This is a genomic window from Acinetobacter sp. CAU_H_S139_7 (genome assembly GCF_058599305.1).
The window spans coordinates 2531738-2547405 of record NZ_CM178651.1; the positions used below are offsets into that span (position 1 = coordinate 2531738).

Consider the following 15668-nt stretch of genomic DNA (forward strand, 5'->3'; position numbering starts at 1 on the left):
ATGAAAACAGCTTGAGATAAGCAAGGCTTTTACGACAAGGGAATATGGTGGGCGCTGACGGGATCGAACCGCCGACATTCTGCTTGTAAGGCAGACGCTCTACCAACTGAGCTAAGCGCCCTTGAGAAATAAAAATAGCATCGCTATTTTTATGATGCAAGAAAGAAATCTTGCTTGATTCCATTTACTAGCACAAGGGATCTAGAAAATGGCGCAGCGGACGGGGCTCGAACCCGCGACCCCCGGCGTGACAGGCCGGTATTCTAACCAACTGAACTACCGCTGCAACGGTAATTGCGAATGCAATTAGGGTCATTAAGCTTTACAGCTTGAATATGGTGGGCGCTGACGGGATCGAACCGCCGACATTCTGCTTGTAAGGCAGACGCTCTACCAACTGAGCTAAGCGCCCTGATTAAGATTGTCAATCTTAGTTTTCAAATTTAAGCTCAGGGACTTAAATTTATATTTTAAATGGCGCAGCGGACGGGGCTCGAACCCGCGACCCCCGGCGTGACAGGCCGGTATTCTAACCAACTGAACTACCGCTGCGTCGTAAAATATGGTGGGCGCTGACGGGATCGAACCGCCGACATTCTGCTTGTAAGGCAGACGCTCTACCAACTGAGCTAAGCGCCCTGATTAAGATTGTCAGTCTTAGTTTTAAACTTAAGCTCAGGAACTTAAATTTAATCGATTCTTTGAATGGCGCAGCGGACGGGGCTCGAACCCGCGACCCCCGGCGTGACAGGCCGGTATTCTAACCAACTGAACTACCGCTGCATCGCAAAAAATCTGGTGGGCGCTGACGGGATCGAACCGCCGACATTCTGCTTGTAAGGCAGACGCTCTACCAACTGAGCTAAGCGCCCTCATTAAGGATTCTGTATAAATGGCGCAGCGGACGGGGCTCGAACCCGCGACCCCCGGCGTGACAGGCCGGTATTCTAACCAACTGAACTACCGCTGCACTTACACAAAGTCACCAATGTGGTACAAACAATATTAAAAATCTTAAGTGGCGCAGCGGACGGGGCTCGAACCCGCGACCCCCGGCGTGACAGGCCGGTATTCTAACCAACTGAACTACCGCTGCACATAAGATCTTTAACGTAAAGGCTTGGTGGGCGCTGACGGGATCGAACCGCCGACATTCTGCTTGTAAGGCAGACGCTCTACCAACTGAGCTAAGCGCCCTTAACGTCTTTATCGTTTGTGAGGTGCATTATAGAGAATCTTTACAGGCTGTCAAACGCTTTTCGGCTTGTTTTCGCTTTTTTGCAATCGAGTGATTAAAAAATAGGTCAAATGATATAAAAACAAGTATTTTCTGTATGTTATTTAACATATTTGCGAAAATTAAAATGATTATTCGCTAAATTTCTTTTCCTCAAAATACACATTTTCTATGATTAATCCCCTTCTTCTACTCAATATTCATATTTTAAATTACAGCGTTGAATACTCAATAAAATAAGCTTGCACATTTTTTAACAGCTATTTTTAGAGTTCAAGTTTATGTTCGGAAATATAAACCAGCGCATTGCAATCAATTAGTTCAAATAACTCCATGACATCCGTATTACGCATACGAATACAGCCATGCGACATCGGCATCCCCATTGGTTCGCTATCAGGTGTTCCATGAATATAGATATAACGTTGATAGGTATCGCAGCCTTCCCCACGATTGAAGCCCTCTTCTAAACCACTCAGCCATAAAATCCGAGACAAAATCCAGTCCCGTTCAGGAAACTGGTTGGCTAAATCGGTGTCGTATACTTCCCCAGTAGGCTTTCGAGCAATAAAAACGGCATTTTGCGGTTGCTCAGCACCATGCTTTTCAGCAACCAGATGCCAACCTCGCGGCGTTTTACCACTATTTTCAGTTTCACCCATGCCATTTTTTCCCGATGAGATCAGATAAAATTTATTCTTTTTAGGCAGCGTTAAAGTTTGTTCAGCCAGATCAATCAAGACGTCTGCATCAGCAATTACATAAGACATCAGTTGTCCTCTATTTGTTTTTTATCTATTGATATATTGGGTTCTGGGCGTAACCATAACCATATTGCGACAAGCAGCATGGTGGTATTGGTAAATAATTTCACTAAAAATGGTGCATTGGTCAGTAGCATGATCATTCCACTGATCAACATCATGATACTGGCAAACCATTTCGCTTTACGTGGTACAGTTCCATTGGCACGCCATGCTCTTAACGTTGCACCATATTTAGGATGGTTGAGTAACCAAGCATCCATTTGTGGCCAACCTTTAGATGCAGCCCAAGCTGCCAAGATCAGAAAAACAGTTGTTGGCATACCCGGCAACAGTGCACCGATAAAGCCTAGGATGACAAAGATCACCACTAAACAACGCCAAAACAACGTTTTCATACCACTTTCCTGAGCACCGAATTGCGGTAGTATAAAGTGTTTTTTAATTTTATCCGTTGTCCTTCTGCATATTTAGCTTCTTTTTTAAGGCACTCACATGCATCTCATTTCACAGCATCAGTTGTTCGAACCTTGGCTCCAATTCAAACATCCATTGGTTCGCCAGTTAGCTTTTGCTGTAGCAAGTCCAAACATTTTGTCTGCGTTGCCATCAGAGCTCGATATACAACATACTTTTCATTTTCATCCCTCACAGATCTGGCAACAGCACTTTCAAACCTATTTACCTCGCCTTAAACAGCTCGATCAAAGCCCTAAAGAACTTGAAGACTTTATGGCTCAGTTGAAAAGTACCCGTCTAGGTCTACGCTTTGAAATGTTCATGTGGTTTTGGTTACGGGATCATCGCTATCATGCATATGAATTATTGGGGCATAGTATTCAAATCATTGATGGGGCACGGACTACAGGTGAGCTGGACTTTTTAATTAAAAATACCGAAACCAATCAAATCGAGCATTGGGAAGTCGCGTTGAAATATTATTTGGGTGAAACAGATCTGAGCTTAACCACATGGTATGGGTTGAATCGTACCGATACTTTAAACCGAAAACTAAAACACTTTACCCATAAACAGTTTCAATTCCAGCAAGCTTTAGACACAGACATTCAGACGCGCTTTTCCGTTTTAAAGGGGCAACTCTTTCTCCCTCTAACAAATGGTTTCACGGCAGTTGATGCTTTAAATCAATACTCCCTTCCCAATTGGCTCAATCCTGACCGTCGACTAGGTACTTGGGGTAACATCATTCCAACGACCGACTTAAATTACTATCGCCTACAGCGTCAAGAGTGGATTTGCCCAAATGCGGAAGTCAGCAGCGAAAATGCACATTGGTGGACCAATGGCCTGTACTTACAAAATCAAAACAATCAGTTTTATATGTACCGAAATCCAAATTTGATTTTAACTTGATTTTGCAGAAGTTAGTTTATACAAAAATACATAACGCAACATACGCTTACTCATCTCCTGTAAAACGATGCTATTGTTTAAAGTGTTTATTTTTTAATCTTAAACAACATCAGAACAAAATCATTTGATGAATACACTAAAAATTTTGGAGACAGCGATGAAAAAAATTGTTTTAAGTTCACTAGTGATGCTTTTTGTTTTAACAGGCTGTAATACCGTCAAAGGTATGGGTAAAGATGTCTCTTCAGCAGGTAATGCTGTATCACATACCGCTGAAAAAACCCAAGATGAAATCCGCAAGTAGTTAATATTTGCATAAAAACCTTATCAATAGATAAGGTTTTTTTATTGCTAAGTTTCGCATTCCAGAGATTAATCGCCTATTATAGTGCCGACTGTTTTATTGACTTTGAAATGCGCATGACCTCTTCTGCTACTCTCGATTTAAGCCTCCAACTTTTACGTCAGCCATCGGTTACACCTGTGGACCACAACTGTCAAAATATTATGGCTGAACGCTTAAAAAAAATTGGTTTCAACATTGAGTCTATGCGCTTTGATGATGTTGATAATCTATGGGCACGAAAAGGTACTGAAGCACCTGTATTCTGCTTTGCGGGTCATACCGATGTCGTTCCTACAGGTAATTTAGATGCTTGGAACTCAGACCCATTTGCCCCTGAAATTCGTGATGGCAAGCTTTATGGTCGTGGCAGCGCAGACATGAAAACTGCCTTGGCTGCAATGGTGGTTGCTTCTGAGCGCTTTGTTGCGAAACACCCAAATCATAAAGGCTCAATCGCGTTCCTCATCACCTCAGATGAAGAAGGTCCATCGATTAATGGCACAGTCAAAGTGATCGAGACACTCGAAGCCCGTAATGAAAAAATGAAGTGGTGTTTGGTGGGTGAACCTTCAAGTACACATCAACTGGGTGATATTGTTAAAAATGGTCGTCGTGGTTCACTCAATGCAGTACTGACAGTGAAAGGAAAACAAGGTCACGTGGCTTATCCACATTTGGCCATTAACCCGATTCACATGGCCTCTAAAGCCGTTTCTGAACTCTGTGATACGGTTTGGGATCAGGGCAACGAATACTTCCCTGCGACATCGTTCCAAGTGTCCAATATTCAAGCTGGTACAGGGGCAACCAATGTCGTCCCAGGTACCATGACTGTGACTTTCAATTTCCGTTATTCAACTGAATTAACCGCTGAAGAATTAAAAGCACGTGTTTTAGAAATTTTGGATCGTCATGGTTTAGTCTACGACATTAAATGGACACACTCAGGCTTACCATTCCTGACGCCAGTGGGTGAGTTGGTGAATGCGGCTAAAAATGCTATTCGTAATGTGACTGGTGTAGAAACTGAGCTTTCAACCTCAGGCGGAACATCTGATGGTCGCTTTATTGCTCCTACAGGTGCTCAAGTACTTGAACTTGGTGTTCTCAATGCCAGCATCCATCAAATTGATGAGCATGTGAATGTGGCTGATCTTGAACCGCTTGCTGAAATTTACGAACAAATTTTAGAAGGCCTTTTGGCATAAGCATTCAAACCCAAATAAAAAAGGAACTCAGTTGAGTTCCTTTTTTATTACATTCAAACTTAAGCTTAAAGACCTAAACTCGCCTGAATTTTATTTAAATTCGGTACGTGGTAAGTCTCATCCCCCATACGGACTAGCTGGAAAATGGTGGGATCATTCTCAGGGCTTTCATCATCAACAATTTCAGAAATACGTAAACGAATCGACTTCGGCATTTCATTACACATCAAAGCAAAGCGTTGAGAAGCATCATCTCCCTCAATCACCAGTGCCACCCCTTCCATTTGGTCTGGACGGTTGATGGCATAAACAGGCAGATGAAGATCGTGCCATTCCACCGTTTTCACTTGCGTATCACTATCGAGCGCTGAAAGTACAATATTTTGAGGCAAGAGCATGGGTTTTTTACCATGACATTCAATGATATAAGCATCAATAAAACCCGTTGATACTGTAATCAGATATTGCAATTCTTGCTGACTGATTTGCTCATTCATGCTCTTTGAAACATTTGCATTCATTTATTTACCCCTGCTTTTCAGCCAATAACTGCTGAATGTTGGCAAGTAACTCTGCCTCTTGGAATGGTTTGCCCATGTAGTGCGTCACGCCCAAGCTGAAAGCACGTTCACGGTGTTTTTCACCCGTACGCGATGTAATCATAATAATCGGCAAGTTCTGGTGAATTTCGTGGTGACGAACCAAGTTCGTTACTTCAAAACCATCCATACGTGGCATTTCAATATCCAGCAACATCAAGTCTGGTTTAACACTCTCCAGCTGCTCCATCGCATCGACACCATCTTTTGCAGTCACAATATCAAAGCCTTGGCGCTCTAATAAGCGCGATGTGACCTTACGAACCGTGACCGAGTCATCCACAATCATCACTAAACGACGCGTATCCTGATGGCGACCAAAATCACGGTGATCGGCGGCATGCGTCACACGCTTGGTACTTAAAATCTGACGTGCAATGTTCTGCCCATCTAAAATCAAACACACATGGCCATCACCCAAAATCGTTGCACCCGCAATTGCACCAATGCTGGCAAACTGTTGTCCAACCGGCTTCACTACAATTTGCGCACGTGAACCAATCAGCTGATCAACCAACAATGCAATGGTTTGTCCACTGTTGCCTTTAATTAACAACACTGGCAATGAATGTCCAATATTACTCAAACGCGGAATCGGCTGATTGGATAAAAACTCAGATAAATAGCGCAGTTTATAACTCACACCATCAATTTTGAATTGGTCATCTTTGCTGTGGAAATAGTGATCCAGTGCTGTTGGAGCAATACGCACAATACGATCAATCTGCGCCAATGGAATCGCATATTGTTGATCACCGGCTTTCACCATCAAGGCATCACTCACCGCTACCGTAGTCGGTACGCGAATAATGAAGGTCGTACCGAATCCAATTTCCGATTCAACCGTGACATGTCCGCCCAGTGCTTTAATTTCACTTTGCACCACATCAAGACCGACACCACGTCCAGAAATTTGCGTCACTTCTTTGGCCGTACTAAAACCCGGATGGAAAATAAACTGCAAGATTTCCTGTTTATCTAGCACTTGATCGGTTTTAATTAAACCTAAATTTAGCGCTTTCGCTTTAATCGTGCTTTCATCAATACCCTTACCATCATCTTTAAAGCTGACGATAACATCCGTACCTTGACGGCTAATGTTCAGCTCAATTTGGCCTGTGGCTGATTTTTTCGCAGCACTACGTTGTTCCGCATCTTCAATGCCGTGGTCGATTGCGTTACGTAGCATATGCTCAAACGGTGTAACCAAACGTTCAAGAATCGTACGGTCCAATTCACCTTCGGTGTTATGGACGACCAGTTCTGTCGGACGGTTCAAGGTTGATGCGGTCTGACGTACAATACGCTGCAAACGTGGCAACATACGTGAGAACGGCACCAAACGTGTACGCATTAAGCTTTCTTGAATCTCCGCTTGGATACGGGATTGTTGTAATAACAAACCTTCCGCATCACGAATTTTCTCAGCCAAAGTGCTCTTAAAGTCGACCAAATCCGAAGCTGATTCGGCTAAGGATTTAGACAATTGATTCAGCGATGAATATTGGTCCATTTCCAAGGGGTCAAAGTCTGCGTAGCGCGAGTTTTCAGAACCATGCTTCGCAATAATTTGACTCTCAAGCTCGCCTTCCATTCGACGTAACTGATCTGCCAAACGCTTAATTGCAAGCTCCATCTCGTTCAACGTATTGCCGAGTTGACCTAAATCCATTTCAATACGTGAACGGTTAATTGCATTTTCACCTGATAGGTCGATCATTTTTTCAACCAAATCAGCTGAGATACGGATCATCTCATTACCGCCATCCAAGTGAGTCGTTTCTTTCCACTCACCCAGCATTGCTGGCGGCTCCGTACCATCACCCTGCACAAACTCAAAACTTGGTACCGCATTGAGTAAATCAATTTGAGTTACACGCGTCGGTAATTGCGCAATCACATCCACATAATCAATAGATGCTAAGCTATTTTTCAAACCATCATAATTACTGAAATCACGTTTGAAGATGGCTTGTTTTAACCATTCAAATGCAGTTTGCAATAATGGGTCATACACGTTTGAACTGAAATTATGTACAGCAAATTGCTCAAATGTGGTTTCTAGTTCATAAGCAATCGCACCAACGGGTTCATTCTCCGCCATACGCGCGCCGCCTTTTAAGCTGTGCGCAGCACGTTGCAATTGTAGTAACACACTACGGTCACTACGTTGTTCAGTCCACTGTTTCAGTAAGCCATCCGTAGTCGCTAAAATTTCTTCAGCTTCTTCCAAGAAGGTTTCTTCAACAATTGATAAAAGACTAGCTGCTTCTTCAACAGCGCTGACTGCTTCTTCTTGGACAGGTGACGGAGTATCCAGCTGTTCAACGACAGTAACGTCAGTGTTATCAACTACACTCGGCTCTTCAATCGCAGTTGCTGACTCAACCGCAGCTGCCTCAGCTTCAATCGTTCTATCTATATTAGATAAAGGTTCTTCAACTGCCGCAACAAACGCTTCAACTAAAGGCTCGGATACTGTAGTTGTAACAGTCGTACCCTCAACTAAGCTCTGAATGTTATGCAGTACATTGATCGTCGCTGTTGCTGGATAATCAACCTTATCGGTACGAATGACCTGAATTCGGTCTGCGACGTCATCCTGTACTAAGCGAATGATGCTGATCAACTGTGGCGTTGTGGCTATTTGCTGACGAATCACACGTTCATAAATAGACTCTAATTCGTGTGCAATCGAACCAATAAAAGGTGCAGAAATCATATTGGCACCACCTTTTAAGGTGTGCAAATAACGCATTAAATTATTGAGTGCCGCGGTATCATTGCCATTTTTAGACCAAGTATTGAGATCCTGATCCATCCCCATCAATAATTCTTCGGCTTCTTCCAAGAAGATATCGAGCAAATCATCATCAAAATCGGTATTGGCTGTATTCGATTGCTTGTACTGATGATCCGAGGCAATTTGCTGCGAAATCTGCGCAAGATCAAGGCTTGGTTGTAAAGTATTTCCAGAAACAATAGCCTCAGCAACAGGTTCAACTACCGTCATCGAAGTCGAATAAACATCTTGCTGTACAAAGGCCATTAATTCATTCAGAACTTTATGCACTTCTTCAGTCAGAATGACGCGCTGACCCGCAGCTAAAGTGTCAAATAAATGGATAAATTCTTGATGTGCCTGACCAAATAATTCGTATGCATAATCTACATTGAGTAATTCAGGCTTTACCAGTAAGGCTTGATAACCCGCGTATAGCTCAGAAGTAAAGTCATGAATGCCTTGAGCAGCACGGTTATTGGTGAATTCCAGCAATTGTTTGGCTTGTTCACCTAAATGCTGAATATAGTCTGGATATTCAACTTTCGCACGCTGATCAAACTCAAACTCGGCATCAAGCAACAGATCAATATTTAACTCGATCAGCTTCGAGACCATACCTTGTGGGTTTAGCTCATCATCTACGTCTTCTATACTGAAACCATAGTTATCCCAAGCCGTAGTGAACGTGGCGTAAATTACATCAAGTTGTTCGTTCGTACCACGCCCAAGCACGTGTAAATAGTCACGTACAAATTCAGCATATTGGGTGAGTAAAGAGATTTCCTTCGAGGTAGAAACGATCTCTTCTTGAACCAAGGTTTTAAATAGATTTTCGACTTTTGAGCTCGCATTAAAAACATGCTCAATTTGCGCCATAGACGAACTACCGCGCAATGTATGTAAAGCACGGATTAAACCATTGTAATCTTGTACTTTGGTTTCATCTGCATTTAGGAACCGATCGATAGTCGCTAAATGGTCTTCCGCTTCTTCAATGAAGATCGCTAAAGTTTCTTCAAGGACATCATGCACTTGATCATCCTGTTCAGAAGCAGCTGCAACTTGTGGCTCAGAGTCAACCACATCGATATCGATCAACTCTAATCCCGTCACGACATCATTACTATTTAGATGATTAGACAGTTGTAGCAACTCTTCTAGAGCAGGTTCTAAACTTTGATTTTGTTGTAATTGTTGTCCAATTAAAACCAGTGGACGAAGATCAAGATCAATTTCCTGCACCGCTTTAAATATCGAATACAGTTTAAATTGATACAGTTTGAATACCGTTTTAGCAAACTTTTGAACCGTTGCCGTGAGCGGCACAGCCCCTGAAATCACACGATTTAAGGTATCTTCAACCGCCCATGCTGTTTCACCTGCTGACTTTGCCCCCACCATACGACCAGAGCCTTTTAAGGTATGGAAGTGACGACGTATGCTCAACAAGGTTTCTTGATGGGTCGGTTCAGCGTACCACTTTTCAAATAATGGATCTAACTCAACGAAGATTTCTTCAATTTCTTCAACAAAAATTTCAAGAATTTCTGCATCTTGATCTAGATAACTATCTTCCGGAAGCGTTGTCGTTTCAACTAAATGTTTTAATATTTCTTTCATAGCTAAGGCTTCTTGCGTTGTCAGCTACCCAAAAAAGGTGCATAAACTTCATTATAACCATCATCCCAAACCAGCCTTTTGGCTCAAGCTAATTGAGTTGATGTGTATCCTGATTTTGGTATGCTACTCAAGCGATGAGCAGCATACCTCCCCCAAAGCAAGCGCTTAATCAGGCAGTTTAAAGTCTGTTACAGACTCACGTAACGCTTCCGCCATGTTCGCAAGTTCAGAGACTGAACGTGCTGTATCGAACGTCGCAGTAGTGGTTTGTGAGGTAATTTCTTGTACGACGTTCATCGTAGTGGCAATATGACCTGCAGACGCTGACTGTAGCTTTGCTGCATCCGAAATGTTTGCAATCAATTTCGCCAAATTACCTGATACGTTTTGAATCTCATCCAGTGCAACACCCGCATCCTTAGATAAGTTCGCACCGCGTACAACCTCAGACGTGGTTTGTTCCATCGAAATTACAGCTTCGTTGGTATCGGTCTGAATAGTTTTTACCAGTGTTTCAATCTGCTTGGTTGCTGAAGCTGAACGCTCTGCAAGACGCTGTACTTCATCTGCAACCACGGCGAAACCACGACCTGCTTCACCTGCCATCGATGCTTGGATCGCTGCGTTTAAAGCCAAGATGTTCGTTTGGTCGGCAATATCGTTAATCAAGGCAACGATGTTACCAATCTCTTGTGAAGATTCACCCAAACGTTTAATACGTTTAGAGGTTTCTTGAATCTGCTCACGAATGATATCCATACCTTCAATTGAACGGTTTACAACGTTCGCGCCATTTGCAGCAATTTTTACTGAACGTTCTGCTACCACCGCTGATTCTTCAGCGTTTGAAGATACTTGGTCAATTGACATTGCCATTTCATTAATCGCAGCAGATGCACCCGCAATTTCTTGCGCTTGGTGTTCAGATGCTTCGGCTAACTGGTTGGTAATCCCCTGCGTATTTGCCGTATATTGCGCAACCTCTTGAGATGTTTCGGTAATACGCGATACAAGGTCACGCAATTGGTCAATTGCGAAGTTAATCGAGTCGGCAATTGCACCCGTGAAGTCTTCAGATACCGTTGCATATGAACGTAAGTCACCATCTGCAAGATCGGCAATCTCATCCAGTAAACGTAAAATCGCGTTTTGGTTACGGTCATATTCATCTTGTAGGCGAGATACACGTTTTTTATCTGATTCGCCACGAAGTACGAGTAATTTAAATACACAGAATAAGAAAGCAATCAGGGCTAGAATTAAACCTAAGGCAGGAATTGCAATGGCTAAACCTGTACCACCTGACAATTTGTTCAAATTGCTTAACAAAGCATCCGACTGTTCAAAAATCGATGATGACGCTTGGCGTACTTTAACGATTTGTGATGAGTTCTTTAAGACGGTTGCTGCTGCTGACTTCAGTACAGCATCATATTCAGACTGAATACTGGTTAGAGAGTCGCGCATTTCAGGATCATTAATCCGTTCCACACCTAAGTCAGCACTGCCATTTAACTGCGCATTTAGGTAAGAAGCGAAAGTTTCTGTATCTGAGCTAAAGTCATCTGCAGATTCACGTGAGTTGTCTGAACCCGTCAATACCGAACCAATCGAACGAAGAATACGTTCAGCAATGAATACTTGGTTCTTTGCAATCACGACTTGGTTGGCTGGCACATTTTGACGTGCCATTTGGTCAACCATTAAGTTATATTCGGCCTGAATACCAGGAATTGTTTCACTAATTGCGATGTTGGTATCGTACAATTGATTAATAATTTTTTGTTGTGAGGCAATTAAATCAATATTTGCAGAAACTTTCGTCCACTGCGCATCTACTTCACGTAGCGCATCTGTACTTGCATGAATATCTTTAACAATTTCTAGGTTTTCAGCAAACGACTTTTGCGATTCGGTCAATTTTTTAATCGCTTCAGGCGTACCTGATGCTGTAGCTTCAGTCGCTTGACGTGAAATGGTTTGCGATAAAAGACGTAAATCACCCAAGCTACGGGTGAATTCGTTATTTCGAGGTACGCTATAGAATAGGTACAACAGCAAGAAAATTGCCAGTACGATACAAAATGCCGCACCCAAAATTAATGGCTTGGACTTTTCACTATCACCAAATACACGTGAAAACTGTTCCGTCTGTGATTGAAGTTTTGCTACTAAAGCATTTCCACCTGAGCGGTTACTGCTTCCATCCGTATTTTTCTTTTTAAGTTTAAAGCCCATGCAGCTTCTCCCCGATTTACGCCCTTATAATTTCGCGCGCGACAATGATATTAATTTATAAATTTTATAGATGCGTTCATATACTTTGGATTGTCTAATAAGCGACTGAATAAGAAAACATGCCATTGTTGGTTGTGTTGGTGAAAATACCCTTGGCAATATTCTTTTAAATTCCGATCTAAATCTTCATGTTTAGAAAAGAAACTTTTCTTATTAAAGTGCTGAATCCCCAGAACCTGATCTACAACTAAACCGACATAGTGGTCATTGTGACTAATACAGAGTACTTTTTGAGTCGGCGAATATGCACTGCGATGCCCTGATACATAGTGCGCTAAATCGGCAACAGAAAGTAAACGCCCCCGAATATTGGCCAAACCCACAACCCAAGGTTGAGTATTTGGCACTAAGGTATATTTCGGAGGATAAATCACCTCTGCAACTTCACCTAATGGCGCAACGAAATATTGCCCCATCATCTCAAAAGCAATGCCCGACCAGCGGTTTACCTCATTTTCGTTTGAAACGTAGTTTTTATTACCACGTTTAGCAAGTCGAAGTAATTCGATAAATCCATTTGCTGCCATAGAGCTTATCCTGCGTTCAGGTGTTGCTTAATCACATCAATCAGTTGGTTTTCATCAACAGGCTTGGTTAAATAATCACACGCACCTTGACGCTTACCCCATACACGGTCTGTAGCCTGATCTTTAGTACTGACGATCACTACGGGAATGTGTTTTGTTGTTGCGCCACGCGCAATTTGACGGGTTGCTTGAAAGCCATTAACGCCTGGCATCACCACATCCATCAAAACAAGATCAGGAAGTTCAGCTTGAGCCATGGTTACACCATCGGCACCATTCGACGCTTCAATCACTTCAAAACCGTGTTTCCCCAAAATTTCTTTAAAGCGGAATGTCTCTGTAGGTGAGTCATCCACAATTAAAATACGCGCCATAATTTTTTCCCCCAATTACACTTATATTATTTATGCTGAAACGTGATTACGAATCGCATTTAATAATTCATCTTTACTAAACGGCTTTGTTAAATATTCATCTGAACCGACAACACGCCCTTTGGCTTGGTCAAATAGACCATCTTTGCTAGAGAGCATTACGACAGGAATATTTTGATAATTTTGTGAATTTTTGATTAATGCACACGTTTGATAACCATCTAGTCGTGGCATCATAATGTCGACAAATACGATATCAGGATTGGCTTGAGCAATTTTTGACAATGCGTCAAAACCATCGACTGCAGTCACCACTTCACAACCTTCACGTTGCAATAATGTTTCAGCTGTGCGACGAATGGTTTTTGAATCATCAATGACCATTACTTTTAGATTCTGGAATTTATCGTCCATTTAATATGACCCTTCCCATTTTTAGAATGTTTGTAGAAACAGATTCGTAGACGCTTTACAAGTTACGTACACTTTTAACATATATTTACTTATATTTTCAACGAACAGTTTCCGCATAAAACCACACTTCATCTTCTTTTTAAGAACGGCTTCACACTTTCCTATACCCGTCGATTTTTTTTTGACTGATTATATTTTTTATTCCTAAATTTAGGACTAATATAGCACTATTTATTGCTTGTAAATAAGTAATTTAGTCAACTTTAAACTGGGGGTATCGATGCTTAGGGAGTTTAATCACAAACTTGCTTTGATCGTGAAAAAAAGGATGACTGCGAAAGTCATTTTGCTGGCTTTGCTAAGTTTGCAGACCATCTCGATTATGGCCGATCCACCTAAAGCGGTCTGGTATCGATATTACGACAGTAAAGGCATCGCGAACGTCAGTAGTAGTGTCACCCCCAACCATATTCGTTATGGTTATGAAGCACTCGATAGCAACATGCAAGTGATTCAACGGGCTCGTCCATACAACGCAGAAAAAGATGCGCAATATGCGCCGCAACGTGCAGCAGCAGCCAAGCAACGCGAGTCAGATCTTAAATTAAAACGCGCTTATACCAGCAGCCAAGTCGCCACTCAAAAACGCAATACTGCCCTTTCCTATATTTTAAAACAGATTAAGTTCCAGCAAGATGAATTAAAACAATTACAGAATGACCGTATTGGATTCTTACGCCAAGAAAAAGAGAACATGCGTAAAGGCAAAAGCAATCCGAAACCACTCCAAGATATGATTGACTATAATTCCAAAAATATTGTGATGAAAAAAGAGCAAATACAATCGTTACAAAGTCACTATCGTAATACCAAGGCTGAATACGACAGAATTATTGCTCGTTTAAAAACACTTGAATAATCTGCGTCTTATTTACAGTGTGCTGACTTTCGCCGCTAGACCAAAGGATTTGACTCAATGCAGGCTGCACTACGTATAAAAAACAAATTAAGCCGCCAAGTGCTCCCTATTTTAAAACTCAGTCCGCTGTGTTTGTGCTTACTCCTCTCTGCCTGCCAAAAACAAGATGAAGTCACCTCCCCTACTTCGTCTACAGCTAAAATCGAGCTGATAGCACAAGACTTGGTCCAGTTCCAAGAAGGGCCTTCTATCCAACGTACAGCCTTTACTGGTACTATTCGAGCCGTCAATCAAAGTTCCATTCAGGCTCAAGTGACAGCGACAGCCACCGCCGTCTCCGCTCAAGTTGGACAAGCCGTTCAAAAAGGCCAAGTACTGGTTCGATTGAATAATCAAGATAATGCTGCGCGTCTTGCCCAAGCTCAAGCCAATCTTGCATCAACCCTAGCCCAAGCCAATCTTGCAAAAAGCATGGTTCAAAGGAAAAAACGTTTACTCGATCAGGGCTTTATTTCTAAAGTGGAATATGAACAAAGCCTTGTAGACTATCAAGCTCAATTAGAAAGTGTTCGCGCACAACAAGCCAATGTCGATATAGCCGAAAAAGCAGATCGCGATGGCACTATTGTAAGCCCGATTTCAGGGTTTATTACTCAACGTCAGGTAGAACCTGGACAAACAGTATCCGCAGGACAAACCCTATTTGAAATCATTGACCCGAGTCATTTAGAAATACAGGCCAAAATTCCAAGTGATCGACAAGCAGCTTTAAGTTTGGGAGAAAAAATTGAATATCGGCTGCAAGGCAATCCCCAAAAACTGACAGCCAAACTTATTCGTATTTCCCCAATTGCTGACCCCGCAAGCCGTCAAATTGAGTTTTTTGCTCAGCCAAATGAAAGTATTAACTCATTAAGTATTGGAACCTTTGTAGAGGGGGATCTCCTTGGTTCACAGTCCATCTCAGGGCAAATTATCCCGCTTGATACCATTCAGGATATACAAAACTCACCTTATGTTTGGGTGATTCGCCACAATAAAATTGAACGTGTTCATATAAAAGTATTGGAACAACACTATAGCAATAACAGCGCTGTGGTACAGGGACTACAAACTAGCGACCGCATCAGTCGTATAAAGTTTAATGAAAAAGATTTGCATCAAATGGTGACAATCAATCCATAAAATAAGAAAAGGTTGTTG

At 42.2% G+C, this 15668-nt stretch carries 13 protein-coding genes and 10 tRNA genes; 5 read left to right on the forward strand and 18 right to left on the reverse strand.

The features are described 5' to 3' along the window. Window positions 1–45: 45 nt before the first annotated feature. The 12 genes from AC4MC0_RS12360 to AC4MC0_RS12415 all read right to left on the reverse strand — a co-directional run bounded on the left by AC4MC0_RS12360 (window position 46) and on the right by AC4MC0_RS12415 (window position 2399). Window positions 46–121, reverse strand: a tRNA-Val gene (locus AC4MC0_RS12360). Window positions 122–209: 88 nt separating this feature from the next. Continuing rightward, a tRNA-Asp gene (locus tag AC4MC0_RS12365) sits at window positions 210–286 on the reverse strand. Window positions 287–336: 50 nt separating this feature from the next. After that, window positions 337–412: transfer RNA gene (locus AC4MC0_RS12370), tRNA-Val, on the reverse strand. Between the two features lie 63 nt (window positions 413–475). Then, window positions 476–552, reverse strand: a tRNA-Asp gene (locus AC4MC0_RS12375). Between the two features lie 11 nt (window positions 553–563). Further along, window positions 564–639: transfer RNA gene (locus tag AC4MC0_RS12380), tRNA-Val, on the reverse strand. A gap of 67 nt (window positions 640–706) precedes the next feature. Further along, window positions 707–783 (reverse strand) — tRNA-Asp (locus tag AC4MC0_RS12385). A gap of 13 nt (window positions 784–796) precedes the next feature. Continuing rightward, window positions 797–872, reverse strand: a tRNA-Val gene (locus tag AC4MC0_RS12390). 21 nt (window positions 873–893) lie between these two features. Continuing rightward, window positions 894–970 (reverse strand) — tRNA-Asp (locus tag AC4MC0_RS12395). Between the two features lie 49 nt (window positions 971–1019). Beyond that, a tRNA-Asp gene (locus tag AC4MC0_RS12400) sits at window positions 1020–1096 on the reverse strand. Between the two features lie 25 nt (window positions 1097–1121). After that, window positions 1122–1197: transfer RNA gene (locus AC4MC0_RS12405), tRNA-Val, on the reverse strand. A gap of 306 nt (window positions 1198–1503) precedes the next feature. Then, entirely contained in the window at window positions 1504–2007 is a 504-nt protein-coding gene (gene elsL / locus AC4MC0_RS12410) for a cell wall-recycling L,D-carboxypeptidase ElsL (protein WP_278344901.1), read from the reverse strand. Then, entirely contained in the window at window positions 2007–2399 is a 393-nt protein-coding gene (locus tag AC4MC0_RS12415) for a YbaN family protein (protein ID WP_058869166.1), read from the reverse strand. Before AC4MC0_RS12415 ends, elsL begins: the two co-directional genes overlap by 1 nt. 97 nt (window positions 2400–2496) lie before the next feature. On the opposite strand from AC4MC0_RS12415, the gene AC4MC0_RS12420 reads away from it, so the two are divergent. The 3 genes from AC4MC0_RS12420 to dapE all read left to right on the forward strand — a co-directional run bounded on the left by AC4MC0_RS12420 (window position 2497) and on the right by dapE (window position 4929). Further along, window positions 2497–3375, forward strand: coding sequence for a DUF1853 family protein (locus AC4MC0_RS12420; protein WP_335996999.1), 879 nt, complete (start codon window positions 2497–2499; stop codon window positions 3373–3375). Window positions 3376–3532: 157 nt separating this feature from the next. Further along, the gene (locus AC4MC0_RS12425; RefSeq protein ID WP_010326244.1) at window positions 3533–3679 is read left to right on the forward strand and encodes an entericidin A/B family lipoprotein; all 147 of its coding nucleotides are present in this window, start codon (window positions 3533–3535) and stop codon (window positions 3677–3679) included. A gap of 116 nt (window positions 3680–3795) precedes the next feature. Further along, on the forward strand, window positions 3796–4929 hold the full coding sequence (gene dapE, locus AC4MC0_RS12430) for a succinyl-diaminopimelate desuccinylase (protein WP_176537359.1): 1134 nt from the start codon (window positions 3796–3798) through the stop codon (window positions 4927–4929). A gap of 65 nt (window positions 4930–4994) precedes the next feature. Here dapE and AC4MC0_RS12435 read toward each other — a convergent pair whose 3' ends face one another. The 6 genes from AC4MC0_RS12435 to pilG all read right to left on the reverse strand — a co-directional run bounded on the left by AC4MC0_RS12435 (window position 4995) and on the right by pilG (window position 13546). Next, the gene (locus tag AC4MC0_RS12435; RefSeq protein ID WP_278344903.1) at window positions 4995–5450 is read right to left on the reverse strand and encodes a hypothetical protein; all 456 of its coding nucleotides are present in this window, start codon (window positions 5448–5450) and stop codon (window positions 4995–4997) included. 4 nt (window positions 5451–5454) lie between these two features. Further along, window positions 5455–9933 carry a hybrid sensor histidine kinase/response regulator gene (locus tag AC4MC0_RS12440; protein WP_335996998.1) on the reverse strand — a complete coding sequence of 1493 codons (4479 nt, stop codon included), beginning with the start codon at window positions 9931–9933 and terminating at the stop codon, window positions 5455–5457. A gap of 165 nt (window positions 9934–10098) precedes the next feature. Beyond that, entirely contained in the window at window positions 10099–12171 is a 2073-nt protein-coding gene (locus tag AC4MC0_RS12445) for a methyl-accepting chemotaxis protein (RefSeq protein WP_335996997.1), read from the reverse strand. Between the two features lie 50 nt (window positions 12172–12221). Then, entirely contained in the window at window positions 12222–12758 is a 537-nt protein-coding gene (locus tag AC4MC0_RS12450; protein WP_004694490.1) for a chemotaxis protein CheW, read from the reverse strand. 5 nt (window positions 12759–12763) lie between these two features. After that, the gene (locus tag AC4MC0_RS12455; RefSeq protein ID WP_004694491.1) at window positions 12764–13132 is read right to left on the reverse strand and encodes a response regulator; all 369 of its coding nucleotides are present in this window, start codon (window positions 13130–13132) and stop codon (window positions 12764–12766) included. Window positions 13133–13162: 30 nt separating this feature from the next. After that, window positions 13163–13546 carry a twitching motility response regulator PilG gene (pilG, locus tag AC4MC0_RS12460; protein ID WP_004694493.1) on the reverse strand — a complete coding sequence of 128 codons (384 nt, stop codon included), beginning with the start codon at window positions 13544–13546 and terminating at the stop codon, window positions 13163–13165. 280 nt (window positions 13547–13826) lie between these two features. Here pilG and AC4MC0_RS12465 point away from each other — a divergent pair, with 280 nt between their 5' ends. Next, a complete protein-coding gene (locus tag AC4MC0_RS12465; RefSeq protein ID WP_010326240.1) occupies window positions 13827–14465 on the forward strand; it encodes a hypothetical protein in 639 nt (212 codons plus the stop codon). 57 nt (window positions 14466–14522) lie between these two features. Then, entirely contained in the window at window positions 14523–15650 is a 1128-nt protein-coding gene (locus tag AC4MC0_RS12470; protein WP_335996996.1) for an efflux RND transporter periplasmic adaptor subunit, read from the forward strand. Window positions 15651–15668: the final 18 nt, after the last annotated feature.